Consider the following 25,211-nt stretch of genomic DNA (forward strand, 5'->3'; position numbering starts at 1 on the left):
GTGACATTCGCCACGCCGATGATCCAGTTCCGGCCGTCAACCTCCCGGCCGTCGGGCAGACTCGAAGGAACCCGAAGCAACTCCCGATCCCGAGGTTCCCGAAAGAGGGTGGAACGCGTGGACCGCTGCGTCGTTCTGGTGGACGCCGGCTATCTGCTGGGCGCCGCCGCGAGCCTCCTCGCCGGGGAACCGGCCCGCTCCCGGATCACTGTCGACCACGCCGCGCTCATCCAGGGGCTGCGCGAACGGGCCGAGGCCGACACCGAGCAGCCCCTGCTGCGCATCTACTGGTTCGACGGCGCACCCGACCGTGTGCCCCAGCCCGAACACCGCAGGCTGCGCGTGATGCCCCGGGTCACCGTCCGGCTCGGCGCCCTGACCCGCAGCGACGGCCGCTGGGCCCAGAAGGGCGTCGACGCGGCCATGCACGCCGAGCTCACCGAACTGGCCAGAAACCGCGCCTGCTCCGACGTGGTCCTCGTGACCGGCGACGGCGATCTCCTCCCCGGCCTGATGTCCGCCAAGGAGCACGGCGTCGCCGTCCACCTCTGGGCCGTCCAGGCCGCCGACGGCGACTACAACCAGTCCGAGGACCTCGTCGCCGAGGCCGACGAACGCCGGGTCCTCGACCGGGCCTGGATCACCCGGGCCGTCCGCGCCAAGGACCTCACCGGCATCTGCGCCCCGCCGCCCGCCCCGCGCCCCGAGATCGCCGCGATCCTCTCCGCCCCGCTGCCCGAGTCGGCGCTCGCCGCCTCCGCCGAACGGGCCGCCGAGGCGGCGGCCGCGGCAGCCGCCTCCGTACACACCAACGGAACGCCCGCCCCCGCCGCGTCCGCGTCGGCGCCCACCGCGCACGGGTCGGAGACCGGGGCCCCCGCCCCGCCCGCCGGCAAGGGCGTCCCCACGCCCAAGGACCTCGCGGGACTGCGCGGACCCGCCGCCCCGGCCGCCGCCGCACCCCAGCCCGCCGGCGCGACCCTCCGCTGGTCCTCCGACAAGGGCTGGATCGAGCGGCCCGGCGGCGGCACGCTCGGCGAGCCCGCCGAGACCGCCTCCCTGCCCACCCTCGCCCAGCTCACCAGCGCCGAGCAGCGCTGGGCCGACCGAGAGGAGGACATCACCACCGTCGGCGGCGACCCCTTCGAGGTCGGACAGGTGTTCGCCCGCCGGTGGATGGAACGGCTCCCCGAGCAGAGCCACGTCCAGAAGCTCTCCCTGATGTACCCGCGCATCCCGCACCGCATCGACGGCGAACTGCTCCGGTACGCGGCCAGGTTCGGCCTGCTCGCCCACAAGGACGACCAGATCGACGAGCACGACCGGTACGCCATCCGGGCCGGCTTCTGGCGCGAGATCGACGTCCGGGCCGCCGCGGAACACGCCCCCGCGGGGGAGTAGACCGACGGACCCCGTAGGCTCATCCCTCGTGAGTACGGTGTGCGTGGTGCGGGATCTGGTCAAGACGTACCCCGCCGCGCGCGCCCGGCGAGGAACGCCCGCGACCCCCGAGATCCGCGCCACCGACGGCATCAGCCTCGACGTGCACGGCGGCGAGATCTTCGGCCTGCTCGGCCCCAACGGCGCCGGTAAGTCCACGCTCGTGCGCCAGCTGACCGGGCTGATGCGCCCCGACTCCGGCACGGTCGAGCTCCTCGGCCACGACCTCGTACGCCACCCGGAACGCGCCGCGCGGCTGCTCGCCTACCTCGGCCAGGAGTCCACCGCGCTCGACGAACTGACGGTCGCGCTCGCCGCCGAGACCACCGGGCGGCTGCGCGGGCTCACCGCACGGGACGCACGGGCCGAGAAGGACGCCGTACTGGACGAGCTGGGTCTGACGGAGCTCGCCGGGCGGCCGCTCAAGAAGCTGTCGGGCGGACAGCGGCGCCTCGCCTGCGTCGCCGCCGCCCTGGTCGGGGAGCGGCCGGTCCTGGTCCTCGACGAACCCACCACCGGCATGGACCCGGTCGCCCGGCGGGCCGTCTGGTCCGCCGTGGACCGGCGGCGCGCCGAGCACGGCACCACCGTGCTGCTCGTCACCCACAACGTGATCGAGGCCGAGACCGTACTGGACCGGGTCGCCGTTCTCGAACGCGGCCGGGTCATCGCCTGCGACACCCCGTCCGGGCTGAAGGAACGCGTCGCGGGCGAGGTCCGGGTCGATCTGGTCTGGCGCGAGCGCGCCCCGCTGGAGGTCCCCGAGGTCGCCGCGCTGCACGCGCTCGCGCAGGAGTCGGGGCGGCGCTGGACGCTCCGCCTGGCCCCCGACGAGGCCCGGGCGACGGTCGCGGCGGTCACGGGCGGGGCGGCGTTCGCGGCCCTGGACGACTTCACGCTGGCGACGCCGAGCCTGGAGGACGTGTATCTGGCGCTGGGCGGCGAGACCGAGGGACTGGTCAAGGCATGAGGAGCTGTACGGAGTGAGTATCGTGCCCGCCGAGGTCGCGCCGGCCCTGGCCGCAAGGACACCGGCCCTGGACGCCGCCGCGCCGCTGGCGCCGCGCGCCCGGCTGCTGCCGGCCCTCGCCGCCGTGTACCGCGCGCAGCTCTCGCGCGCCCGGGTCTCCCGTATCCCGCTGCTCTTCGTGGCGACGTTCCAGTCCGTCGGGATCATGGTCCTGATGCGGGGCGTCGTCGACGGCGGCGCGGAGGCGCGGGCCGTGGTGGCCGGCTCCGCGGTCCTCGTCGTCGCCTTCGTCGCGCTCAACCTGCTCGCCCAGTACTTCGGACAGCTGCGGGCCACCGGCGGCCTCGACCACTACGCCACGCTGCCGGTGCCGCCCGCGGCGGTCGTGCTCGGCGCGGCCGGGGCGTACGCGTCCTTCACCGTGCCCGGGACGGTCGTGACGGCGGTCATCGGCTCCCTGCTCTTCGGGCTTCCGCTCGGCCACCTGTGGATCCTCGCAGCGGTCGTGCCGCTCGCGGGCGCCGCGCTGGCCGGGCTCGGAGCGGCGCTCGGGCTGCTCGCGCCGCGCCAGGAACTCGCGACGCTCCTTGGACAGCTGGGCATGTCGGCCGCGCTGCTGCTCGGTGTGCTGCCGGCGGACCGGCTGCCCGGACCGATCGGCTGGGCGCGCGACCTGCTGCCGTCGACGTACGGGGTGGAGGCCCTGGCCCGGACGTTCGACGCGCACCCGGACTGGGCGGCGGTCGGGCTCGACCTCGCGGTGTGCGGGGCGGTCGGGGTCGTGTCGCTGGCGGTGGCGACGTGGGCGTACCGGCGGGCCGCGGTCCGCTGACGGTCCGCTGAGGCGAGGCGTGCGCGTACCTGGCACGATGGCGGTGTGACCGCACCCCTGACACCGCCTCACCAGCCGCCGCCGCACGACTCAGCCGCCTGGCCCGAGCCCTATCCTCCGCTGCCCGAGCACGACGGCGTCCCGAGTGTGGCGACGGAGCTCCGGCAGGCCGCCGTGGTGACCGCGGTCTCGATCGTCGCGGGCGTGGCGCTGGGGCTGTTGTGGCTGTGGCTCGCGCCGCGGGTCTCGCTGATCTCGGACGGCAAGGCGGTCTTCCTGCGGCACAGCGAGGGCGAGGCGGCGATCGGCGCGGACGGAACGTTCGTCCTGCTGGCGCTCGCGTTCGGGGCGGTGGCGGCGGCGCTCGTCTTCCTGTTCCACCGGCACGGCGGTGTGGCGCTGGTCCTCGCGCTGGCGGTCGGGGGCGCCCTGGGGTCGCTGCTCGGCTGGGGCGTGGGCATGTACCTGGGGCCGACGGACGACGTGGTCGCCCATGCCAAGGCGGTGGGGGCGGGCGTGGCGTTCGACGCGCCGCTGAAGCTGAAGATGTGGGCGGGGGCGATGCTGGCGTGGCCGCTGGCGGCGATGATCGTCCACCTCGCCCTGACGGCCCTCTTCGGGCCCCGCGACCCCGAGCCGGAGTGGCCCCCGGCTCCCACGGCCAAGGCCTGAGCCGCGCACGCCTGACGGGGCCGGGGCGGGGGCCGGGGCGGGGGCCGGGGCGGGGGCCGGGGCGGGGGCCGGGGCCGCGCGGCGCCGTGAGTGCGGCTACGCGCGGCCGATGGGAGCCAGGATCGCGGAGGTCAGCGTGGTCAGGGCCGCGGGGGTGAGTTCGACCTCCAGGCCGCGGCGGCCCGCCGAGATGCAGATGGTCTCGTGGGTGGAGGCCGACGCGTCGAGGACCGTACGGAGACGCTTGCGCTGGCCCAGCGGCGAGATGCCGCCGCGGACGTAGCCCGTGGTGCGCTCCGCCGCGGCCGGGTCCGCCATCGCCGCCCGCTTGCCGCCGACCGCGGAGGCCAGGGCCTTCAGGTCCAGCTGGCCGGCCACCGGCACGACCGCGACCGTCAGTTCGCCGTCGACGTCCGCGACGAGGGTCTTGAAGACCCGGTCGGGGGAGACGCCGAGCGCCTCCGCCGCCTCCTCGCCGTACGAGGGCGACGCCGGGTCGTGCTCGTACGCGTGGAGCGTGAACGGGGTTCCGGACGTCGTCAGCGCGACCGTCGCCGGGGTGCCGCCCGCCTGCTTCTTCTGCTTCTTCGCCAAGGGACGTCCTCCGTCAGTTCGGGCTCGTCGGCGCACGGGTCAGGTCGACCGCCGGCAGCGACGGAAGATGCCGCAGCACGGCCGTCTCCGCACGCAGCAGCGTCAGTTCCTCCCGCAGCCGCGTCGCCGTGTCCGGCGCCTGCAGCAGCCGCTGCTTCGCCGGGGTGTCAAGCACCGCCGCCGCCGCGACCAGGTACGACACCACCGACGGATCGTCCGGCAGCTCACTCGTCGTCAGCGACCGCTCCCGCGCTCCCGCCAGCCGCTTCTGGTAGTTCCGGAACGCCCGCAGCACGCCCTCGGCGAGCGTGCCCGCCTCGTCGCCCTGCTCCTCCGGGATCTCCTCGATCTCGGCCACAAGGAACGGCCCGCTCGCGTCCACCGACAGCAGCTTCACCCGGGTCGTGCCGGTGGCCATCACCTCGAAACTGCCGTCCGCGCGCTCCCGGATCGTCGCCGCGTCGGCGATGCAGCCGACCCGGTGGAACGCCTGGATCGGGTCGGGACCGAAGCCCGCGGCCGGCCCCTTCTCCGGCATCGCCGTCGGGTCCGGCATCCCCGGCGCGGTCGGCGCGACCTCACGGCCGTCGCGGATCGCGACGACGGCGAAGCGGCGCGGCTCCGACTCGTCGGTCTTGAGCAGTTCGCGCATCATGGCGCGATAACGCTCCTCGAAGACGTTCAGGGGCAGCACGAGGCCCGGGAACAGCACCGCGTTGAGCGGGAAGAGAGGCAGGCGAGCGGTGGTCACAGCGGTCAAGCGTAATGGCCGTCGGGCCCGCGCCGTCCGGCCCGTCCGTACCCGGCCCCGCGGCCCCCTCCGAGCACGGCTCCGCGCAGCGGGATCGTGCGGGCCACCTCGGCCCGTACGGCGTCCCGCGCGTCCAGGAAACGGCCGAGCGGATCGCCGGAGACGAGCGCCCACGGAAACGACGTGGCGTACGGGCCGATACGCCGGAACTCCTCCAGCGCGTCCTGCCAGCGCCCCCGCCTGACCAGCACGTACACCAGCAGATTGCGGACCTCGGCGGGCCATGGATCGCCCTGCGGGTACTGCGCCGACAGCGCGAGCGCGCGGTCGGCCGCCGCGTCGATCCGGTCCTCCTGCAAGGTCCCGGAGCCGGCGAGGAACTGCGCGAACGCGGCGCGGACCGGCAGCGCCTGGACCAGCGAGCCGGGCAGCGCGTCCTCGGCGGCCTGCTCGGCGAAGTCGAGACACTCGCGGTGTGAGCTACGGGGGGTGTGGGGGGTGTCCCCCCACAGAGCACGGCACTGAGCCGACAGGTACTTGAGCGCGGCGACATGGCAGCCGTAGTGGTGCGGGGAGCGGCGCACCGCCTGCTCCCACAGCGACTCGAAGGCCGTGTGCCCGGCGTGCGTGCCGCGCGCGTGGTCCAGGGCGAGCCGCCAGGGCACCGGGTCGCGGGGCGTGGCCTCCGCGGCCGCGTCGATCAGCGGCCCGAGCTCGCGCAGCCGCTCGGCGCGGGCCGGCGACTGCCAGGCCCTGCGCACCGCGAGCTCCGCCTTGAGGAGCAGCGCGTCCGGGTCGCGGGGCGCGGCCGCCAGCCAGTGGGCCAGCCACTCGTCACGGCTGTACGCGAACGTGGCGAGGCGCGCCACGTACCGGTCCCGGTTCTCCCACTCCGCCGCGTCCCGGGTCGTCGCGAGCAGCTTGGCGGCGGGCTCGGGGTCGGAGAGGGCGGCCGCCACCAGCGCCGGGGCGAGTCGCTCGTCCGGCGCGTCGAGCAGCACGTCGTCGTCCGGCGGCAGCGCGGCGGCGAGCGGCGGAGCGTGCCGGACCGAGCGGGCGGTGCCGATCAGGGCGCGGAGTATTGACATCGTGCGAACCATTGAAAACCGCAGGTGAGGGCGGCGCCAGTGGGGGACTGTGAAGCTTTGGTAGCGGCGGGAAAGTTGTCCTGCACGTGGTCAAGAGAGGGTAAAGAAAGGGGTGGGGGTCGGCAGAATCCGCCCCTTGTGCCACACCCGCCACACCCGCCACACCCGCCCCGCCCGTCACCCGCGGCTCAGCAGCCTCGACGCTCCCGCCGCCACGGTCGTCGCCAGCACCCATCCCAGCAGGATCAGCGCCGTCGCCGTCCACTGCCAGAAGCCCTCGAGGCGCCAGTAGCCGTCCTGGCCCAGGTTGATCACCGGCAACAGCAGATCCAGCGCGTACAGCGAGGCGCTCCACTTCGGGGACTCGTCCGCCTTGATCGGCACTGGGTCGTAGCGGGAGAAAGCCAGCGCCCCCGCGGCCCACAGCACGGCCATCCACAGGGCCGCCCGCCCCGGGCGGTAGCCGTACGCCACCGTCCAGTCCTGGATGTAGCCCCACAGCTTCCCCGCCACCGGCAGCGTCTCCCGGCGCCGGCGCTGCTTGGCCAGCAGCACCACCCGGGCGTCCGCGTCCTCGCCACTGCCCCGCAGCACCGTCGCCAGCCGCTCGTACGGCTCCGGCGCGTACTCGGGGGTCGCCGCCGCCACCCATTCGAGCCGCCGCGCCAGCGGGAAGTGGCCGTACGGCACGAGGTTCTCGTAGACGAAGCCGTTCATCGACAGGCCGCCCGGACCCGGCCAGCTGGTGGAGAGGTCGATCAGCGTCACGACCTTGGCCCCGTTGAGCACCACCCGGCCCTCCTCCGGCGGCTCCCCGTTGAACCGCAGCTCGGGCGTCACGATCCGGCGCAGTGACACCTCCTCGCGCCGCGCCCCGTCCAGCACGAACCGCGCGTAGTGCAGGTCCACCGCGTCGCCGAACCGTCCGTCGTCCAGCCGCACCCCGCCGTGGCACTCGACCGGCTTGCGCAGCGCGCCCCGCACCGGGGTGTACCCGATGCCGTACGGGGGAGTGGCCGTGGCGTTCCCCGAGCCCTCGTACACCCACGCCGCGTTCAGATAGAGCGAGCGCTCCACGGTCAGCTGCGGAGCGTTCAGCGCGCGCCGCTGCTGCGCCCCGCGCAGCACGCTGCCCCGCAGGCTCAGCGACACGCCCACCTTCGCGCCGCGCAGACTCGTCTCGCCGTACGTCTCGATCAGCTCGGCCTGGAGGTCCTGCGCCACCGCGAGACCGTCCGCGGTGATCGCCCGGCCCCGCCGGTCCGGCCACACCTTGATCTGGTTGATCAGCAGATCCGTCCCGATCTGCGCGTCCGTCAGCCGGATGCCCCGCTCCACCCGGCAGCGCGGCAGATGCAGATCGCCCTGGGTGTGCAGCCGCGCCGCCTCCAGGCGGGGTATCGCGCACTCCACCATCCGCACCGTCCGGAAATGAGCCTCCGGCAGCACGATCTCGTCGTCGAAACGGCAGCGGTTCAGCTCCAGGTACGGGTCTATCGTCCCGCCGGCCAGATTGAGCACTCCGGTGATCCGCACCCCGCGCAGCTTGAGCGCCGACACCCGGCCGGACCGCGCGGGCGGTCCGTCGAGCAGCAGCAGCGCCACCACCTCGGCGCGCACGCTGCGCTCCTCGCCCCACGCATGCGTCCCGAAGGGGTCGTCCCGCGCCGCGTCCCCCTCGCTCAGATCACAGGTCCTGCCGATCCGGAAGGACCTCCACATGGCCCGCTCCGGGCCCGTGAGTCCCTCCGGCATGCCGTTCTCGCGCGGCTCGGTCACTGCCGCCCCCTCGCTTCCCACGAACCCGCTTCCCTGGATTCGTACAGCCGTTCTTCCCGCTGAGTGACGGACTGAACGCTAACGGTCAGCTGTGGCGACAAGACGCCAGTGTGGCTCGTATCAGCCAGTGATACGGACGTCCGGCGCTTGTGGGGCGTCTGCGAGAATTGACCCGTGATCTCTCGTATCGACCTGCGCGGCGACGCCCTCCCCGAGGGTGGCGCACTGCGCGACCTGCTGCCCCGTGCCGAGTTCGACGTGGAAGCCGCCCTGGAGAAGGTGCGGCCCATCTGCGAGGACGTCCATCATCGGGGCGACGCGGCGCTGGTCGAGTACGCGGAGAAGTTCGACGGTGTGAAGCTCACGCACGTACGCGTGCCGGCCGAGGCGCTCGCCGAGGCCCTGGAGCAGCTGGACCCCGCCGTCCGGGAAGCCCTCGAGGAGTCCATCCGGCGGACCAGGATCGTCCACCGCGCCCAGCGCCGCTCGACGCACACCACCCAGGTCGTGCCCGGCGGCACCGTCACCGAGAAGTGGATCCCGGTCCAGCGCGTCGGGCTCTACGCGCCCGGCGGCCGCTCCGTCTACCCCTCCTCCGTGATCATGAACATCGTCCCGGCGCAGGAGGCCGGCGTGGAGTCCGTCGCGCTCGCCTCCCCGCCGCAGAAGGAGTTCGGCGGCCTGCCGCACCCGACGATCCTCGCCGCGTGCGCGCTGCTCGGCGTCGACGAGGTGTACGCCGCCGGAGGCGCCCAGGCCGTCGCGATGTTCGCGTACGGCACCGAGTCCTGCGCCCCCGCCAACATGGTCACCGGCCCCGGCAACATCTGGGTCGCCGCCGCCAAGCGGTACTTCACCGGCCGCATCGGCATCGACGCCGAGGCCGGCCCGACCGAGATCGCGATCCTCGCGGACTCCACCGCCGACCCGGTGCACGTCGCCGCCGACCTGATCAGCCAGGCCGAGCACGACCCGATGGCCGCCGCCGTCCTCGTCACCGACTCCGAGGAACTGGCCGCCGCCACCGAGGCCGAGCTGAAGACCCAGGTCGCCGCCACCAAGCACATCGACGACCGGATCGTCCCGGCCCTGGCCGGAAAGCAGTCCGCGATCGTCCTCGTCAGCGACCTGGAGGACGGCCTCAAGGTCGTCGACGCGTACGGCGCCGAGCACCTGGAGATCCAGACCGCCGACGCCGCAGCCCGCGCCGACCGGGTCCGCAACGCGGGCGCGATCTTCGTCGGCCCCTGGGCGCCGGTCTCGCTCGGCGACTACTGCGCGGGCTCCAACCACGTCCTGCCCACCGGCGGTTGCGCCTGCCACTCCTCGGGCCTGTCCGTGCAGTCCTTCCTGCGCGGCGTCCACATCGTGGACTACACCCGCGACGCCCTCGCCGAGGTCACCCACCACGTGGTCACCCTCGCCGAGGCCGAGGACCTGCCCGCCCACGGCGCCGCGCTGAAGGCCCGTTTCGGCGGAGCCGAACCAGGCAAGCACAGCGGTTGGAAGGTGCCCCAGCAGTGACCGGCATCGGCATCGACGACCTCCCCATCCGGGACGAGCTGCGCGGCAAGTCCCCGTACGGCGCGCCCCAGCTCGACGTCCCCGTCCAGCTGAACACCAACGAGAACCCCTACCCGCTGCCCGAGCCCCTCGTGGCCCGGATCGCGGAGCGGGTCGCCGAGGCCGCCCGCGGCCTCAACCGCTACCCGGACCGGGACGCGATCGAGCTGCGCACCGAGCTCGCCCGCTACCTCACCCGTACCGGAAAGCACCCCGTCGCCACCGAGAACGTCTGGGCGGCCAACGGCTCCAACGAGGTCCTCCAGCAGCTGCTGCAGACCTTCGGCGGCCCCGGCCGTACGGCGATCGGCTTCGAGCCCTCGTACTCGATGCACGCGCTCATCGCGCGCGGCACCGGCACCGGCTGGATCTCCGGGCCGCGCAACGACGACTTCACCATCGACGTCGAGGCGGCCGAGAAGGCGATCGCCGAGAACCGTCCGGACGTCGTCTTCATCACCTCGCCCAACAACCCCACCGGGACGGCGGTCGAGGCCGAGACGGTCCTCGCCCTGTACGAGGCGGCGCAGGAGGCCAAGCCCTCTCTCGTGGTGGTCGACGAGGCGTACGTGGAGTTCAGCCACCGCGACTCGCTGCTGCCGCTGATCGAGGGCCGGCCGAACCTGGTCGTCTCCCGCACCATGTCCAAGGCCTTCGGCGCGGCCGGACTGCGCCTCGGCTATCTGGCCGCCCACGCGGCCGTGGTCGACGCCGTCCAGCTCGTACGGCTGCCGTACCACCTCTCCGCCGTCACGCAGGCCACCGCGCTCGCCGCCCTGGAGCACACCGATACGCTCCTCGGGTACGTCGAGCAGCTCAAGGCCGAGCGCGACCGCCTGGTCGAGGAGCTGCGGGCGGCCGGCTACGAGGTCACCGAGTCCGACGCCAACTTCGTCCAGTTCGGACGGTTCGACGGCGCCGAGGGCTCCCACGAGGCCTGGCAGAAGATCCTCGACCGGGGCGTCCTGGTCCGGGACAACGGCGTACCGGGCTGGCTGCGGGTCACCGCCGGCACCCCCGAAGAGAACGACGCGTTCCTCGATGCGGTTCGCGCACTGAAGAAGGAGCAGAGCTCATGAGCCGCGTAGGACGGGTCGAGCGCACCACCAAGGAGACCTCCGTCGTCGTCGAGATCGACCTCGACGGCACCGGCAAGGTCGACGTGTCGACCGGGGTCGGCTTCTACGACCACATGCTCGACCAGCTCGGCCGCCACGGTCTGTTCGACCTCACCGTCAAGACCGACGGCGATCTGCACATCGACTCGCACCACACCATCGAGGACACCGCCCTCGCCCTGGGCGCCGCCTTCAAGCAGGCCCTCGGCGACAAGGTCGGCATCTACCGCTTCGGCAACTGCACCGTCCCGCTGGACGAGTCGCTCGCCCAGGTGACCGTCGACCTCTCCGGCCGCCCCTACCTGGTGCACACCGAGCCCGAGAACATGGCGCCGATGATCGGCTCCTACGACACGACGATGACCCGGCACATCCTGGAGTCCTTCGTCGCGCAGGCCCAGATCGCGCTGCACGTCCACGTGCCGTACGGGCGCAACGCCCACCACATCGTGGAGTGCCAGTTCAAGGCCCTCGCCCGCGCCCTGCGCTACGCGAGCGAGCGCGACCCGCGCGCCGCCGGCATCCTTCCCTCCACGAAGGGCGCGCTGTGACCGGCCTGTCGACCATCCTCATCGTCGTCGGGCTCTTCCTCGCCGGCGGTGTGTACTCCTTCTCCAAGCAGGAACTGCCCAAGGGCGTGATCGTCCTTCTCGCCGTGGCCTCCGCGATGTGCCTGGTCGCCGGCGTCCTGCGGATTCAGGGGATCTGGGAATGAGCACTTCGAGCACGTCGCACACCTCGCGCGCACCGAAGAAGGTCGTGGTCTTCGACTACGGCTTCGGCAACGTCCGTTCGGCCGAGCGCGCCCTCGCCCACGTCGGCGCCGACGTCGAGATCACCCGCGACTACGACAAGGCCATGAACGCCGACGGACTCCTCGTCCCCGGCGTCGGAGCCTTCTCCGCCTGCATGCAGGGCCTGAAGGAGGCGCGCGGCGACTGGATCGTCGGCCGTCGCCTCGCCGGCGGCCGCCCCGTCATGGGCATCTGCGTCGGCATGCAGATCCTCTTCGCCCGGGGCATCGAGCACGGCGTGGAGACCGAGGGCCTGGACGAATGGCCCGGTACGGTCGAGCCGCTGAAGGCCCCGATCGTGCCCCACATGGGCTGGAACACCGTCGAGGCGCCCGAGAACAGCGAGCTGTTCGCGGGGCTCGACGCCGACGCCCGGTTCTACTTCGTGCACTCCTACGCGGTGCGCGAGTGGTCCCTGGAGGTCGGCAACCCCAACATCCGCGCCCCCAAGGTCACCTGGGCCACCCACGGCGAGCCGTTCGTCGCGGCCGTCGAGAACGGTGCCCTGTGGGCCACCCAGTTCCACCCCGAGAAGTCCGGCGACGCCGGAGCACAGCTGCTCACCAACTGGATCGAGACCCTCTGATCATGGCTCAGAAGCTTGAACTCCTTCCCGCCGTCGACGTCCGCGACGGCCAGGCCGTCCGCCTGGTGCACGGTGAGTCCGGTACGGAGACCTCCTACGGCTCCCCGCTCGAGGCCGCCCTCGCCTGGCAGAACTCCGGCGCCGCATGGCTGCACCTGGTCGACCTGGACGCCGCCTTCGGCACCGGCGACAACCGCGAGCTGATCGCCGAGGTCGCCAAGGCCATGGACATCAAGGTCGAGCTGTCCGGCGGCATCCGCGACGACGCCTCGCTCGCCGCCGCCCTCGCCACCGGCTGCACCCGCGTCAACCTGGGCACCGCCGCCCTGGAGACCCCCGAGTGGGTCGCCAAGGTCATCGCCGAGCACGGCGACAAGATCGCGGTCGGCCTCGACGTGCGCGGCACCACGCTGCGCGGCCGCGGCTGGACCCGCGACGGCGGCGACCTCTACGAGACGCTCGCCCGCCTCGACTCCGAGGGCTGCGCCCGCTACGTCGTCACCGACATCGCCAAGGACGGCACGCTGCAGGGCCCCAACCTGGAGCTCCTGAAGAACGTCTGCGCGGCGACCGACAAGCCCGTCGTCGCCTCCGGCGGCGTGTCGTCCCTGGACGACCTGCGCGCCCTGTCCGGCCTCGTGCCGCTGGGCGTCGAGGGCGCGATCGTCGGCAAGGCGCTGTACGCCAAGGCGTTCACCCTGGAGGAGGCGCTGGAGGCGGTGGCATCCGTATGACCGACTCCGTCCGCAAGGTCGTCACCGGCGCTCCCTGGGAGGAGCAGTTCGGCTACTCCCGCGCGGTGGAGCTGCCGAACGGCACGGTGCTGGTCGCCGGCTGCACGTCGGTGGTCGGCGGCCAGATCGCCGACGGCGGGCCGTACGAGCAGGCGATCAACTCCTTCAACGTCGCCTTCGACGCGCTGAAGCAGCTGGACCTGGGCCCGCAGGACGTCGTACGGACCCGGATGTACATCACCCACGCGCGCGACGTGGACGAGGTCGGACGCGCCCACAAGGAGCTCTTCGACGCCGTCCGCCCCGCCGCGGCGATGATCATCGTCTCCGGCTTCGTCGACCCCCGCCTGGTTGTCGAGGTCGAGGTCGAGGCCTACAGGAGTGGTGCGGCATGAGCCTCGCCGTACGTGTGATCCCCTGCCTGGACGTGGACAACGGCCGGGTGGTCAAGGGCGTCAACTTCCAGAACCTGCGCGATGCCGGCGACCCCGTCGAGATGGCGAAGCTGTACGACGCCGAGGGCGCCGACGAGCTGACCTTCCTCGACATCACCGCCTCCTCCGGCAACCGGGAGACGACCTACGACGTGGTGCGGCGCACCGCCGAGCAGGTCTTCATCCCGCTGACGGTGGGCGGCGGCGTGCGCTCGGCCGACGACGTCGACAAGCTGCTGCGCGCCGGTGCCGACAAGGTCGGCGTGAACACGGCCGCCATCGCCCGGCCCGAGCTGCTCCGCGAGATCGCGGAGCGCTTCGGCCGCCAGGTGCTCGTGCTCTCGGTCGACGCACGGCGTACCGAGGCGGGCACCCCCTCGGGCTTCGAGGTCACCACGCACGGCGGCCGCCGGGGCACCGGCATCGACGCCGTCGAGTGGGCGCACCGCGCCGCCGAGCTGGGCGCGGGCGAGATCCTGCTCAACTCGATGGACGCGGACGGTACGAAGGACGGCTACGACACCGAGATGATCGCGGCCGTGCGCAAGCACGTGACCGTGCCGGTGATCGCGAGCGGGGGAGCGGGCAAGCTCGCCGACTTCCCGCCGGCGATCGAGGCGGGCGCGGACGCCGTCCTCGCCGCCTCCGTCTTCCACTTCGGCGACCTGCGGATCTCGCAGGTCAAGGACGCGTTGCGGGAGGCGGGCCACCCGGTCCGCTGAGCCGTCGCGGAAGAAGGGCCCCTCGGGGCCCTTCTTTCTTTCCGGGATACGCAGGATTATTTGTGCAATTTTCATTGCGCAAGTTTTCTTTCGCATCTACGGTCAGGGACATGCCCACACCTGACAACCGCCGGATCACCGACCTCGGCACCCTCAAGGCGATCTCCCACCCGCTGCGCATGCGGCTCTACCGGGCCCTCTTCGTCGCCCGCACGGCCACCGCCTCCCAGCTCGCCGACCAGGTGGACGAGGCCGTCTCGCTGGTCAGCTACCACCTGCGCAAGCTCGCCGACCACGGCCTCATCGAGGAGGCCGAGACCCAGTCCGCGGACGGCCGCGAGCGCTGGTGGCAGCCCAGCTCGTACGGCATCAGCATCCGCGACGAGGACGTCCGCGACGCCCCTGAGCTGGTCGCCGCGAGCGACGCCTTCGGCCGTGCGATCGACGAACAGCGCACCGAACTCCACCGGCGCTTCCTCGACGAGCGCCTGACCTGGTCCGACGCATGGCGCTCCGCCTCCGTCAGCTCCGAGTGGCTGCCCCGCCTCACCGCCGCCGAACTCAGCGCCCTCGGCAAGGAGCTGGAAGCGGTCCTCGACAAGTACGACCGCCGGGCCCGCGCCGCCGAGGAGGCCGGCGACACCGAGGGCCGCGAGAACGTCGCCGTCCACCTCCACGCGTTCCCGTACCGGACCTGACGGGCCGGCCCCCCGCGCCCCGTACCGCTGCCACCCACGACCGCCCGAGAGGAACCCACGCAGTGACCGTCACCGAGCCGACCACGCCGCCTGTCGCCGCTGCCGCGTCACCGCCGTCACGCCCCGCCCACCGTGACCCCAACGTCCTGCGGTGGCTCGGCGCGTACGCCTCGTCCGCCGCTGGGGACAGCGTCTACTACCTGGCCCTCTCCTGGGCCGCCGTACGCGGCGGCAGCCCCGCGCAGGCCGGGCTCGTACTCGCCGTCAGCGCCGTGCCGCGCGCCCTGCTGATGCTCGCCGGGGGAGTGATCGCCGACCGGTTCGGACCCCGCCGGGTCGTCATCTCCTCCGACGCGGTCCGCTGTGTCGTCGTCCTCGGCGTCGCCGCAGCCCTCGCGCTCGCCTCGCCCGGGCTCTGGGTGCTCGGCGCCGTCGCCCTCGTCTTCGGGGCCGTGGACGCCCTGTTCATGCCCGCCGTGGGCGCCCTGCCGCCCCGGATCGCCGCACCCGCGCAGCTCGCCCGGATCCAGGGCATGCGGGGCCTCGCCCACCGTGCCTCGGTGCTGGTCGGCGCCCCGCTCGGCGGGCTCGCGGTCGCCCTCGGGGGGTCCGCCACCGCGTTCGGCGCGGCCGGGCTGCTCTTCGCGCTCTCGCTGCCCCTCCTCCTGACGCTCCGCATCGCGCCCCTGCCGGCCGCCACCGACGAGGACGCGGTACGGGACGCGGTACGGGACGCGGTAGGGGACGCGGTACGGGACGCGGTACCGGAGAAGACCACCGCCCTGCGCGACCTGACCGACGGGCTGCGCTACCTCCGCCGCCACCGCGTCCTCGGCCCGCTGATGATCGTCGTCGCGCTCAGCGACCTCGGCTTCGTCGGCCCCCTCAACGTCGGCCTCGCGCTCCTTTCCGACGCGCGCGGCTGGGGCGCCGCCGGCATCGGCTGGGTCCTCGCCGGATTCGGGACCGGCGCCGGAGCGGCCTCGCTGCTGCTCACCGTCCGAGGACACATTCCCCGCGCCGGCGCCGTCATGGCGTGGACCATCACGCTCGGCGCGGCCTCGATCGCCGCGCTCGCCTACGTCCCGCAGCTGCCGGTGGCCGTCGCCCTTGCGGTCTGCGTCGGCCTGCTCGCCGGCCTCAGCGGCTCCCTGTGCGGCGCGCTCACGCAGACCGAGTGCGACCCCGCCTACCTCGGCCGGGTCACCTCGGTGTCCACGCTCTTCAGCCTCGGCTTCGCCCCCCTGAGCTTCCCGCTCACCGGCGCCGCCGTCGGCCTGTGGGGACCCGCCCCCGTCTTCACCGCCAGCGCCGCGATCTGCGTGCTCGGCGGCGTGTACGGACTCTCCGTACGGTCCCTGCGCCGCGCGGAACTGCCCCGGACCGCCACCAGGACCCAGGGGCTGTCCTAGATCCCCAGCTGCTTCGTCTCGTGCAGCCGGTCGATCGCCTCCTGCTCCCCGTCCACCTCCACCTTCGCCACGTCCTGGCGGCCGAAGACGAACATCGTCAGCTCACCCGGCTCCCCGGACACCGTCACCACCGGCGTCCCCCGGTGCGCCACGGCCGTCTGGCCGTTCGGGCGGCGCAGCACCAGGCCCACGGGGGCCTTCCGGCCGAGCAGCCGGGCCCCCTTCTCGAGCCGGGACCAGAGCGCGTCGGCGAAGACCGGGTCCAGCTCGCGCGGGGACCAGTCCGGCTGCGCCCGGCGGACGTCCTCGGCGTGGACGTAGAACTCGACGATGTTCGCCCCCTCGTCCACCTGCTTGATGGTGAACGGAGACATCCGCGGCGGACCCGTACGGATGAGCTGGACCAGCTCCTCGTACGGCTTCTCGGTGAACTCCGCCTGCACCCGGTCCAGACGCGCCTTCAACGCCGGTACGAGCGTCCCGGCCGCCGCGTCCGGACGGCGCTCGCGCACCACCACATGGGCCGCGAGGTCACGGGTCCGCCAGCCCTCGCAGAGCGTCGGGGCATCAGGCCCGGCCGCCTCCAACAGGTCGGCGAGCAGAAGGCGTTCACGCTTGGCATGGGTCGACATGTCCGCCAGCGTACGACCGCGGCCCGCGGTCCGCCCAGTGGACGTCCCGCCGGACACACCCCCCGGTCACGGCACAATGGCCGCATGAGCAGCAATCTCGACCCGGCCATCGCCGCCCGCCTCAAGCGCAGCCCGGACGGACTCGTCCCGGCCATCGCCCAGCAGTACGACACCGGCGAGGTGCTGATGCTCGGCTGGATGGACGACGAGGCCCTGCACCGCACCCTCACCACCGGCCGCTGCACCTATTGGTCCCGCAGCCGCCGGGAATACTGGGTCAAGGGTGACACCTCCGGCCACGTCCAGCACGTCAAGTCCGTCGCCCTCGACTGCGACGCCGACACCGTGCTCGTCAAGGTCGACCAGGTCGGCGCCGCCTGCCACACCGGCGCGCGCACATGCTTCGACGCCGACGTTCTCCCGCTCGACGTCCCCTCCGGCAAGTAGGGTCTGGCGCCATGGATCTCGAGACCTTCCGCAAGCTGGCGGCCGACCGCCGCGTGATTCCCGTCAGCCGCCGGCTCCTCGCGGACGGCGACACCCCGGTCGGGCTCTACCGCAAGCTCGCCGCCGAACGCCCCGGTACCTTCCTCCTCGAATCCGCCGAGAACGGCCGCTCCTGGTCGCGCTACTCCTTCATCGGCGTCCGCAGCGACGCCACACTCACCGTGGAGAACGGTCAGGCGCACTGGCTCGGCACCCCGCCCGTCGGCGTGCCCGTGGACGGTGACCCCCTCCAGGCCCTGCGTGCCACCGTCGAGGCCCTCCACACCCCCCGCGACCTGGCCTCCGGCATGCCGCCCTTCACCGGCGGCATGGTCGGCTACCTCGGCTACGACATCGTCCGCCGCCTGGAGCGCATCGGGGACTCCACCCGGGACGACCTGGAGCTCCCCGAGCTGACCATGCTGCTCACCAGCGACCTCGCCGTCCTGGACCACTGGGACGGCTCGGTGCTGCTGATCGCCAACGCGATCAACCACAACGACCTGGAGACCGGCGTCGACGAGGCGTACGCGGACGCCGTCACCCGCCTCGACGCGATGGAGGCCGACCTGGCCCGCCCGGTCGCCACCGTCCCCGCCGCGCTCCCGCCCTCCGAGCTGCCGGAGTTCTCCGCCCTGTGGGGCGGCAAGTCCCACCCGTCGCCCGACCACCACCCCTCAACGAGCCGCTCCGCGGCGCCCAATTTTCTGGACGCCGTCGAGGACATCAAGGAGCGGATCCGGGCCGGCGAGGCCTTCCAGGTGGTCCCCTCGCAGCGCTTCGAGACCCCGTGCCACGCCTCGGCGCTCGACGTGTACCGGGTGCTGCGGGCCACCAACCCGTCCCCGTACATGTACCTCTTCCGCTTCGAGAACGGCTTCGACGTCGTCGGGTCCAGCCCGGAGGCGCTGGTCAAGGTCGAGGACGGGCAGGCGATGGTCCACCCCATCGCCGGCACCCGGCACCGCGGAGCCACCCCGCAGGAGGACCACGACCTCGCCGAGGAGCTGCTCGCCGACCCCAAGGAGCGGGCCGAGCACCTGATGCTCGTCGACCTCGGCCGCAACGACCTCGGACGGGTCTGCGAGCCGGGATCGGTGGAGGTCGTCGACTTCATGTCGATCGAGCGGTACTCGCACGTCATGCACATCGTCTCGACGGTGACGGGCCGCGTCGCCGAGGGCAGGACCGCCTTCGACGTCCTCACCGCCTGCTTCCCGGCCGGCACGCTGTCCGGCGCGCCCAAGCCGCGGGCCATGCAGATCATCGAGGAGCTGGAGCCGTCCCGGCGCGGGCTGTACGGCGGGTGCGTCGGCTATCTCGACTTCGCCGGCGACTCCGACACCGCCATCGCCATCCGTACCGCCCTGCTCCGCGACGGCACCGCGTACGTGCAGGCCGGAGCCGGTGTCGTCGCCGACTCCGACCCGGTCGCCGAGGACAACGAATGCCGCAACAAGGCCGCCGCGGTACTTCGCGCCGTACACACCGCCAACCGGATGAACGGCGCATGACGGCGTAAGGGATAGTGGGGTACGTGAGTGCTGTTCCCGTACCCCAGCCCCGAGCCGCACGCGCGGGCGGCGCGGCCGCCTCGTCCGGCGGCCGCCGCAGCCTGGCCGCGGCTCTCCTGCTCGGCGCCCTCGGTGCCACCGTCGTGCTGCTGTCCGCGGGCCAGATCTGGGCCGAGGGCACGGCGTCGGTCGGCGGCGGCACCGTGCCCGTCGAGGCCGACGGCGGCGCCGTCACCGGCGTACCGACGGCGCTCGCGGTCGTCGGCCTCGCCGCGCTCGTCGCCGTCTTCGCCGTCCGCCGGGCCGGACGCACCCTCGTCTCCGGCCTGCTCGCGCTCAGCGGCGCGGGCGCGGCGGTCGCCGCGTTCCTGGGCGCGTCCGACAACGACGCCCTGGACGCCGAGGCCGCCCGCATCACCGGCGACACCGCCGCCTCGGTGGCCGGCCTGACCCACACCGCCTGGCCGTACGTCGCCGCCGGCGGAGCGCTGCTCATCCTCGCCGCGGGCCTCCTCGCCCTGCGGTTCGGCAAGAGCTGGCCGGCGATGGGCGGGCGCTACGAGCGGGCCGGCGCGCCCCGCGCCCCGCGCAGGGCGACCGCCGCCGCCGACCGCCCCGAGGACCTGTGGAAGGCCCTGGACCGCGGTGAGGACCCGACGCGCGAGGACTGAGCGCGACGCGTGATCGTCGCGCCACCCCCGATTCATCCCCGCGCCCCTGTGTGCGGGACAATGGCCCATGAGTGTCCGCGCACGCGAGACCTCACCATCGAGCCACCACCGAGCAACAGCAACGAGGAGCAACTCATGGCGGGCAGCGCCCACGGACACACCCCGGCCGCCTGGACCGGTGTCATCATCTCCTTCATCGGCTTCTGCGTCGCCGGAGTCTTCATGGTGGCCGCCAACGTGGCCGGCTTCTGGGCCGGAATGGCCGTCATCGCCCTCGGCGGTGTCGTCGGCCTCGCGATGAAGGCCGCGGGCCTCGGCATGCCGAAGGAATCGGCGGCCGTCGTCGCCGCCCGCGACGAGGCGACGGCGAAGGTCCGCGCCTGACGCCCACGACGCACGACACGCGCGAAGGCGCAGCACGGCGGTGCCGTGCTGCGCCTTCGCGCGTCAGGGGCGAGAATCACCGCGTGGACGCGAAGCCGACGGCCGGAGCCGTGACCGACGATGCACCCGCACCGCAGCCCGCACCCGGCCGGGCCGAGGCCCGATGGGCGGGCGCTTCCGCGCGCCCGCAGGCCCCTGGGGACCCGGGCGTGCCCGAGGTCCGGACAGCAGCCGCCCCGGAGGCCTTGCAGGCTCCCCACGCCCCCCAGGCCCCCCATGCCTCCGAGGCCCTGGGAGCGGCCGGTGGGCCGTACCTGCCGCCCGGGCCGCCCGCCCCCACCCCCGCCCCTCCGCGGCCGCTCGCGCGGCGTCTGGTCGCCCCGCTCGGGACGCTCGCCGGGGTCGCCGCCGCCTTCGCCTACGTCGGCACCGTCGATCCCAACGAGCCCGGCCACTACCCGGTCTGCCCGCTGCTGCGCTTCACGGGCGTCTACTGTCCGGGCTGCGGCGGACTGCGCAGCGCCCACGCCTTCGTCCACGGCGAGCTCGGCACCGCGTTCGGCGCCAACGCCCTCGCCGTCGTCGGCTACGGACTCTTCGCCGTCGTCATGGCCCTCTGGCTGGTACGAGCCGTCCGGGGCGTCCCCATGCGGCTCGCGATCTCCCCTGCGTGGTGGTGGGGCATCGGCGCCGTCCTGGCCCTTTTCACCCTGGTGCGGAACCTTCCCTTCGGCTCCGCGCTCGCCCCATGAGCCCTCCCGCGAAGTCCCAGCAGGTGGGACGCACGTCGGCCGGATGCGGGTCCCGGGCCCTCCTGCGGATACCATCGACGTGACTGAACCTGGTTCATCTGCACCACCGTCACCATCACCGTCCCGGAAGGGGGCCTCTCGCGTGAGTGTGCTCGACGAGATCATCGAAGGCGTGCGCGCCGACCTCGCAGAGCGGCAGGCGCGGGTCTCCCTCGACGAGCTCAAGGAGCGCGCCGCCAAGGCGCCGCAGGCCAAGGACGGCGTCGCCGCACTGCGCGGCGAGGGCGTCAAGGTGATCTGCGAGGTCAAGCGCTCCAGCCCGTCCAAGGGCGCGCTCGCCGCCATCGCCGACCCGGCGGGTCTCGCCGCGGACTACGAGGCGGGCGGCGCCGCCGTCATCTCCGTGCTGACCGAGGAGCGCCGCTTCGGCGGTTCGCTCGCCGACCTGGAGGCCGTACGGGCCCGGGTCGACATCCCCGTCCTGCGCAAGGACTTCATCGTCACCGCGTACCAGCTGTGGGAGGCGCGGGCGTACGGAGCGGATCTCGCGCTCCTGATCGTCGCCGCCCTCGAGCAGGAGGCCCTGGTCTCCCTCATCGAGCGTGCCGAGTCCATCGGCCTGACGCCGCTGGTCGAGGTCCACGACGAGGAGGAGGTCGAGCGCGCGGTCGACGCCGGCGCCCGGATCATCGGCGTGAACGCGCGGAACCTCAAGACCCTCAAGGTCGACCGCTCCACCTTCGAGCGGGTCGCCCCGGAGATCCCGGCCGGCATCGTCAAGGTCGCCGAGTCCGGCGTCCGTGGGCCGCACGACCTCATCGCGTACGCCAACGCGGGCGCCGACGCGGTCCTGGTCGGCGAGTCCCTCGTGACCGGCCGCGACCCGAAGGCCGCCGTCGCCGACCTCGTCGCCGCCGGCGCCCACCCCGCCCTCCGTCACGGCCGGAGCTGACCGGCGCCATGACTCCTCGCCGCGCCACGCCGACCCCCCAGGGCCCCGCCGCCCCGGGCGCGGTCGGCGTGCCCGCGGTGACGGCGATGACCGCCCCCAGCCGCGCGATGCGCACCCGGCTCCGTACCGCCGCCGCGCCCGCGCACGCCCCGCTGGCCCGGGGCTGCCGCCCGCGCGGCTGCCGGGCACCCGCCCGGCGCGTCCACGGCCGCCGCGTGCGGTACGTGATCGGCGACGAGCCCGGCCAGGTCAACGGCATGCGATGGCGCCCGCGCCGAGCGCGCGTCCTCACGTACAGCAGCAACGCCTAGCCGACGCCGGCTCGGCCCATCCCCCCCGTTGTGGGCATTCGTCCCGCTGTGGGGGTCCGCCCAGGGCGAAGCCCTAGGGGGAGGGACGGGTGGGCACAACGGACGGCGCCTTCGCGGGCGCCTCCGCTCCCTGCACCTCGGCAACTACGAGGGCGCCGCGCCCTCGTGGGCACCGCACCGCAGGGAGCCTGGGCCCGGCAAGGGCGTCGGCCACGGCGTTGCCTTACGTGAGCGGGTCGCGCGCATACCGTGACCATCACCCAGCACGTGACCGGGGCACCCGCCCCGCGAGGAGCAACCGCATGTCCAGCGAGTTCTTCATTCCCGACCCCGAGGGTCAGGTCCCCACCGCCGAGGGCTACTTCGGTGCCTACGGCGGCAAGTTCATCCCGGAGGCCCTCGTCGCCGCCGTGGACGAGGTCGCCGTCGAGTACGACAAGGCCAAGGCCGACCCGGAGTTCGCGCGCGAGCTCAACGACCTCATGGTCAACTACACAGGCCGCCCGAGCGCCCTCACCGAGGTCCCCCGGTTCGCCGAACACGCGGGCGGTGCCCGGGTCTTCCTCAAGCGCGAGGACCTCAACCACACCGGCTCGCACAAGATCAACAACGTGCTCGGCCAGGCGCTGCTCACCAAGCGCATGGGCAAGACCCGCGTCATCGCCGAGACCGGAGCCGGCCAGCACGGCGTCGCCACCGCCACCGCCTGCGCCCTCTTCGGGCTCGAGTGCACCATCTACATGGGCGAGATCGACACCCAGCGCCAGGCGCTGAACGTCGCCCGGATGCGCATGCTCGGCGCCGAGGTCATCCCGGTGACGTCCGGCAGCCGCACCCTGAAGGACGCCATCAACGAGGCGTTCCGCGACTGGGTCGCCAACGTCGACCGCACCCACTACCTCTTCGGCACGGTCGCAGGCCCGCACCCGTTCCCCGCCATGGTCCGCGACTTCCACCGCGTCATCGGCGTCGAGGCCCGCCGCCAGATCCTGGAGCGCGCCGGCCGCCTCCCCGACGCGGCGGTCGCCTGCGTCGGCGGCGGCTCCAACGCCATCGGCCTCTTCCATGCCTTCATCCCGGACACCGGCGTCCGCCTCATCGGCTGCGAGCCGGCCGGCCACGGCGTCGAGACCGGCGAGCACGCCGCCACGCTGACCGCGGGCGAGCCCGGCATCCTGCACGGTTCTCGGTCGTACGTCCTCCAGGACGACGAGGGCCAGATCACCGAGCCGTACTCCATCTCGGCCGGCCTGGACTACCCGGGCATCGGCCCGGAGCACTCGTACCTCAAGGACACCGGCCGCGGCGAGTACCGCGCCGTCACCGACGACGCGGCCATGCAGGCGCTGCGGCTGCTCTCGCGCACCGAGGGCATCATCCCGGCCATCGAGTCGGCGCACGCCCTCGCGGGCGCGCTGGAGGTCGGCAAGGAACTGGGCCCCGAGGGCCTGCTCGTCGTCAACCTCTCCGGGCGCGGCGACAAGGACATGGACACCGCCGCCCGCTACTTCGGGCTGTACGACACCGCTGAGGGGGACGCGAAGTGAGTGGCAACATCCAGCTGTTGGGCGACACCCTGGCCAAGGCCAAGGCCGAGAACCGCGCCGCCCTCATCGCCTACCTCCCGGCCGGATTCCCGACCGTGGACGGCGGCATCGAGGCGATCAAGGCCGTCTTCGACGGCGGCGCCGACGTCGTCGAGGTCGGCCTGCCGCACAGCGACCCGGTCCTCGACGGGCCCGTCATCCAGACCGCCGACGACATCGCCCTGCGGGGCGGCGTCAAGATCGCCGACGTGATGCGTACGGTGCGCGAGGCGTTCGCGGCCACCGGGAAGCCGGTCCTGGTCATGACGTACTGGAACCCGATCGACCGCTACGGCGTCGAGCGGTTCACCGAGGAGCTGGCCGCGGCCGGCGGCGCGGGCTGCATCCTGCCCGACCTGCCGGTCCAGGAGTCCGCGACCTGGCGCGAGCACGCCGACAAGCACGGTCTCGCCACCGTCTTCGTCGTCGCGCCCAGCAGCAAGGACGAGCGGCTCGCCACCATCACGGCCGCCGGCTCCGGCTTCGTCTACGCCGCCTCCCTCATGGGCGTCACGGGCACCCGCGAGTCGGTCGGCGCCGAGGCCGCCGATCTCGTACGCCGCACCCGCGCCACCTCCGAACTGCCCGTGTGCGTCGGGCTCGGCGTCTCCAACGCCGAGCAGGCGAAGGAGGTCGCGAGCTTCGCCGACGGCGTCATCGTCGGCTCCGCGTTCGTCAAGCGGATGCTCGACGCCGACGGCGAGGCCGCCGGACTCGCCGCCGTAAGGGAACTGGCGGGCGAACTCGCCGAGGGCGTGCGCCGCGTTTCGTAACCCGAATGGGTGGATCTGTGACCGGGGAGGCGCGCAGGCGCCTCCCCGGTTCGTTGCTGAGGGCGTGAGCCAGAAGAACAGTGACGGTAATCGGAGCGCGCGGGAGCGCCTCCAGCAGCAGCGCGAGCGAGAGAAGGCGCGGGAGAAGCAGCGACGCGTCCTGATCGTGTCGGCCGCGGTCGTCGGCGTCCTCGGCCTGGCCGCGGTCGTCGGAGTGATCGCGGCCAACACGGGCGACAAGGACGGCGGCTCCGACAAGGCGGGCCCGGTCGTCACCCCGAGCGGGGCGACCACGGACGACAAGCCCGCGATCCCCACGGGGAAGACGGACGCCCCGTCCACGCTCGCGATCTGGGAGGACTTCCGCTGCCCGGCCTGCGCCTCGTTCGAGAACGCGTTCCGGGACACCATCCACGAGCTGGAGGCGGCGGGCGCGATCAAGGCGGAGTACCACCTCGCCACCCTGATCGACAGGAACATGGGCGGCAGCGGCTCCCTGCGCGCCGCGAACGCGGCGGCGTGCGCCCAGGACGCCGGAAAGTTCACCGCCTACCACGACGTCCTGTACATCAACCAGCCGCAGGAGACCGACGACGCCTTCGGTCAGAACAGCAAGCTGATCGAGCTGGCGGCGAAGGTACCGGGGCTCGACACGCCCGCCTTCCGCAGCTGCGTCGAGGACGGCACCCATGACAGCTGGGTCGGGAAGTCCAACGAGGCCTTCGTGAAGGGCGACTTCCGCGGCACGCCGTCCGTGCTCCTCAACGGAGAATCGATCTTCCCGACCAAGGGGAACGAGCAGATCTCCCCGGAGAACCTGAAGAAGTGGGTCGCCGAGGCCAACAAGGGCAAGAAGCCGGGTACGGCCTCTCCGGCCGCCGCTCCCGCCGCCGGCTGACACTCTTAGTTACGCAGACGTTGCCGGGTGGGCTGCCATCTCACCCGCCCGGCAAGGTAGCGTCG

The 25,211-nt window shown here is 73.1% G+C and carries 29 protein-coding genes; 24 read left to right on the forward strand and 5 right to left on the reverse strand.

Going from position 1 to position 25,211, the window contains the following annotated elements:
• Positions 1–108 precede the first annotated feature (108 nt).
• Genes FDM97_RS09415 through FDM97_RS09430 form a run of 4 tightly spaced genes read left to right on the forward strand, consistent with a single transcriptional unit; the run spans position 109 to position 3,914 of the window.
• Entirely contained in the window at positions 109–1,401 is a 1,293-nt protein-coding gene (locus FDM97_RS09415) for an NYN domain-containing protein (protein WP_137989949.1), read from the forward strand.
• A 37-nt stretch (positions 1,402–1,438) separates the two neighbouring features.
• Positions 1,439–2,410 (forward strand): ABC transporter ATP-binding protein, encoded by a 972-nt coding sequence (locus FDM97_RS09420; protein WP_175439382.1) that lies wholly within the window; start codon positions 1,439–1,441, stop codon positions 2,408–2,410.
• Between the two features lie 13 nt (positions 2,411–2,423).
• The gene (locus FDM97_RS09425; protein WP_175439075.1) at positions 2,424–3,242 is read left to right on the forward strand and encodes an ABC transporter permease; all 819 of its coding nucleotides are present in this window, start codon (positions 2,424–2,426) and stop codon (positions 3,240–3,242) included.
• A gap of 45 nt (positions 3,243–3,287) precedes the next feature.
• Positions 3,288–3,914 (forward strand): DUF2567 domain-containing protein, encoded by a 627-nt coding sequence (locus FDM97_RS09430; RefSeq protein ID WP_137989950.1) that lies wholly within the window; start codon positions 3,288–3,290, stop codon positions 3,912–3,914.
• Positions 3,915–4,010: 96 nt separating this feature from the next.
• On the opposite strand, the gene ybaK is transcribed toward FDM97_RS09430, so the two are convergent.
• From ybaK to FDM97_RS09450, 4 genes are all read right to left on the reverse strand, one after another.
• Complete coding sequence (gene ybaK / locus FDM97_RS09435) at positions 4,011–4,508, reverse strand: Cys-tRNA(Pro) deacylase (RefSeq protein WP_137989951.1); 498 nt, start codon at positions 4,506–4,508, stop codon at positions 4,011–4,013.
• A gap of 13 nt (positions 4,509–4,521) precedes the next feature.
• Positions 4,522–5,259, reverse strand: coding sequence for an LON peptidase substrate-binding domain-containing protein (locus FDM97_RS09440; RefSeq protein WP_137989952.1), 738 nt, complete (start codon positions 5,257–5,259; stop codon positions 4,522–4,524).
• A 5-nt stretch (positions 5,260–5,264) separates the two neighbouring features.
• Positions 5,265–6,359 (reverse strand): hypothetical protein, encoded by a 1,095-nt coding sequence (locus FDM97_RS09445; protein WP_137989953.1) that lies wholly within the window; start codon positions 6,357–6,359, stop codon positions 5,265–5,267.
• 165 nt (positions 6,360–6,524) lie between these two features.
• Entirely contained in the window at positions 6,525–8,126 is a 1,602-nt protein-coding gene (locus tag FDM97_RS09450; RefSeq protein ID WP_137989954.1) for an oxidoreductase, read from the reverse strand.
• A gap of 174 nt (positions 8,127–8,300) precedes the next feature.
• On the opposite strand from FDM97_RS09450, the gene hisD reads away from it, so the two are divergent.
• From hisD to FDM97_RS09495, 10 genes are all read left to right on the forward strand, one after another.
• Positions 8,301–9,650, forward strand: a complete 1,350-nt coding sequence (hisD, locus tag FDM97_RS09455) for a histidinol dehydrogenase (RefSeq protein WP_137989955.1) — start codon at positions 8,301–8,303, stop codon at positions 9,648–9,650.
• Positions 9,647–10,768: a histidinol-phosphate transaminase gene (locus FDM97_RS09460; protein WP_137989956.1), complete on the forward strand. Its 1,122-nt coding sequence runs from the start codon at positions 9,647–9,649 to the stop codon at positions 10,766–10,768. The genes hisD and FDM97_RS09460 overlap by 4 nt, the downstream gene beginning before the upstream one ends.
• Complete coding sequence (hisB, locus tag FDM97_RS09465) at positions 10,765–11,358, forward strand: imidazoleglycerol-phosphate dehydratase HisB (protein WP_030492957.1); 594 nt, start codon at positions 10,765–10,767, stop codon at positions 11,356–11,358. The genes FDM97_RS09460 and hisB overlap by 4 nt, the downstream gene beginning before the upstream one ends.
• Positions 11,355–11,522: a hypothetical protein gene (locus FDM97_RS35730; protein WP_175439076.1), complete on the forward strand. Its 168-nt coding sequence runs from the start codon at positions 11,355–11,357 to the stop codon at positions 11,520–11,522. The genes hisB and FDM97_RS35730 overlap by 4 nt, the downstream gene beginning before the upstream one ends.
• Positions 11,519–12,187, forward strand: coding sequence for an imidazole glycerol phosphate synthase subunit HisH (gene hisH, locus FDM97_RS09470; RefSeq protein WP_137989957.1), 669 nt, complete (start codon positions 11,519–11,521; stop codon positions 12,185–12,187). Before FDM97_RS35730 ends, hisH begins: the two co-directional genes overlap by 4 nt.
• Positions 12,188–12,189: 2 nt before the next feature.
• Positions 12,190–12,921, forward strand: coding sequence for a bifunctional 1-(5-phosphoribosyl)-5-((5-phosphoribosylamino)methylideneamino)imidazole-4-carboxamide isomerase/phosphoribosylanthranilate isomerase PriA (gene priA / locus FDM97_RS09475; RefSeq protein WP_137989958.1), 732 nt, complete (start codon positions 12,190–12,192; stop codon positions 12,919–12,921).
• Positions 12,918–13,316 (forward strand): RidA family protein, encoded by a 399-nt coding sequence (locus FDM97_RS09480; protein ID WP_137989959.1) that lies wholly within the window; start codon positions 12,918–12,920, stop codon positions 13,314–13,316. The genes priA and FDM97_RS09480 overlap by 4 nt, the downstream gene beginning before the upstream one ends.
• Positions 13,313–14,077: an imidazole glycerol phosphate synthase subunit HisF gene (gene hisF, locus FDM97_RS09485; protein WP_137989960.1), complete on the forward strand. Its 765-nt coding sequence runs from the start codon at positions 13,313–13,315 to the stop codon at positions 14,075–14,077. Before FDM97_RS09480 ends, hisF begins: the two co-directional genes overlap by 4 nt.
• A 110-nt stretch (positions 14,078–14,187) precedes the next feature.
• Positions 14,188–14,775, forward strand: a complete 588-nt coding sequence (locus tag FDM97_RS09490; RefSeq protein ID WP_137989961.1) for an ArsR/SmtB family transcription factor — start codon at positions 14,188–14,190, stop codon at positions 14,773–14,775.
• A 62-nt stretch (positions 14,776–14,837) separates the two neighbouring features.
• Entirely contained in the window at positions 14,838–16,187 is a 1,350-nt protein-coding gene (locus FDM97_RS09495; protein ID WP_137989962.1) for an MFS transporter, read from the forward strand.
• Here the strand turns inward: FDM97_RS09495 and FDM97_RS09500 are convergent.
• Positions 16,184–16,819: a TIGR03085 family metal-binding protein gene (locus FDM97_RS09500; protein WP_137989963.1), complete on the reverse strand. Its 636-nt coding sequence runs from the start codon at positions 16,817–16,819 to the stop codon at positions 16,184–16,186. The genes FDM97_RS09495 and FDM97_RS09500 overlap by 4 nt on opposite strands.
• Positions 16,820–16,903: 84 nt before the next feature.
• Here FDM97_RS09500 and hisI point away from each other — a divergent pair, with 84 nt between their 5' ends.
• The 10 genes from hisI to FDM97_RS09550 all read left to right on the forward strand — a co-directional run bounded on the left by hisI (position 16,904) and on the right by FDM97_RS09550 (position 25,146).
• Positions 16,904–17,266 carry a phosphoribosyl-AMP cyclohydrolase gene (gene hisI, locus FDM97_RS09505; protein WP_137989964.1) on the forward strand — a complete coding sequence of 121 codons (363 nt, stop codon included), beginning with the start codon at positions 16,904–16,906 and terminating at the stop codon, positions 17,264–17,266.
• 11 nt (positions 17,267–17,277) lie between these two features.
• Entirely contained in the window at positions 17,278–18,819 is a 1,542-nt protein-coding gene (locus tag FDM97_RS09510; protein ID WP_137989965.1) for an anthranilate synthase component I, read from the forward strand.
• Positions 18,820–18,833: 14 nt separating this feature from the next.
• The gene (locus tag FDM97_RS09515) at positions 18,834–19,490 is read left to right on the forward strand and encodes a TIGR02234 family membrane protein (protein WP_137989966.1); all 657 of its coding nucleotides are present in this window, start codon (positions 18,834–18,836) and stop codon (positions 19,488–19,490) included.
• 135 nt (positions 19,491–19,625) lie between these two features.
• Complete coding sequence (locus tag FDM97_RS09520) at positions 19,626–19,874, forward strand: HGxxPAAW family protein (RefSeq protein WP_137989967.1); 249 nt, start codon at positions 19,626–19,628, stop codon at positions 19,872–19,874.
• A gap of 83 nt (positions 19,875–19,957) precedes the next feature.
• Positions 19,958–20,626 carry a DUF2752 domain-containing protein gene (locus FDM97_RS09525; protein ID WP_432816204.1) on the forward strand — a complete coding sequence of 223 codons (669 nt, stop codon included), beginning with the start codon at positions 19,958–19,960 and terminating at the stop codon, positions 20,624–20,626.
• A gap of 142 nt (positions 20,627–20,768) precedes the next feature.
• Positions 20,769–21,578 (forward strand): indole-3-glycerol phosphate synthase TrpC, encoded by an 810-nt coding sequence (gene trpC / locus FDM97_RS09530; protein WP_137989968.1) that lies wholly within the window; start codon positions 20,769–20,771, stop codon positions 21,576–21,578.
• Positions 21,579–21,664: 86 nt separating this feature from the next.
• The gene (gene trpM, locus FDM97_RS09535; RefSeq protein ID WP_137994746.1) at positions 21,665–21,889 is read left to right on the forward strand and encodes a tryptophan biosynthesis modulator TrpM; all 225 of its coding nucleotides are present in this window, start codon (positions 21,665–21,667) and stop codon (positions 21,887–21,889) included.
• A 302-nt stretch (positions 21,890–22,191) separates the two neighbouring features.
• Positions 22,192–23,436, forward strand: a complete 1,245-nt coding sequence (gene trpB, locus FDM97_RS09540) for a tryptophan synthase subunit beta (protein ID WP_137989969.1) — start codon at positions 22,192–22,194, stop codon at positions 23,434–23,436.
• Positions 23,433–24,248 (forward strand): tryptophan synthase subunit alpha, encoded by an 816-nt coding sequence (trpA, locus tag FDM97_RS09545; RefSeq protein WP_137989970.1) that lies wholly within the window; start codon positions 23,433–23,435, stop codon positions 24,246–24,248. Before trpB ends, trpA begins: the two co-directional genes overlap by 4 nt.
• 64 nt (positions 24,249–24,312) lie before the next feature.
• Positions 24,313–25,146, forward strand: a complete 834-nt coding sequence (locus tag FDM97_RS09550) for a DsbA family protein (RefSeq protein WP_137989971.1) — start codon at positions 24,313–24,315, stop codon at positions 25,144–25,146.
• Positions 25,147–25,211: the final 65 nt, after the last annotated feature.

It is taken from the genome of Streptomyces vilmorinianum, from assembly GCF_005517195.1.
Lineage (GTDB): Bacteria > Actinomycetota > Actinomycetes > Streptomycetales > Streptomycetaceae > Streptomyces > Streptomyces vilmorinianum.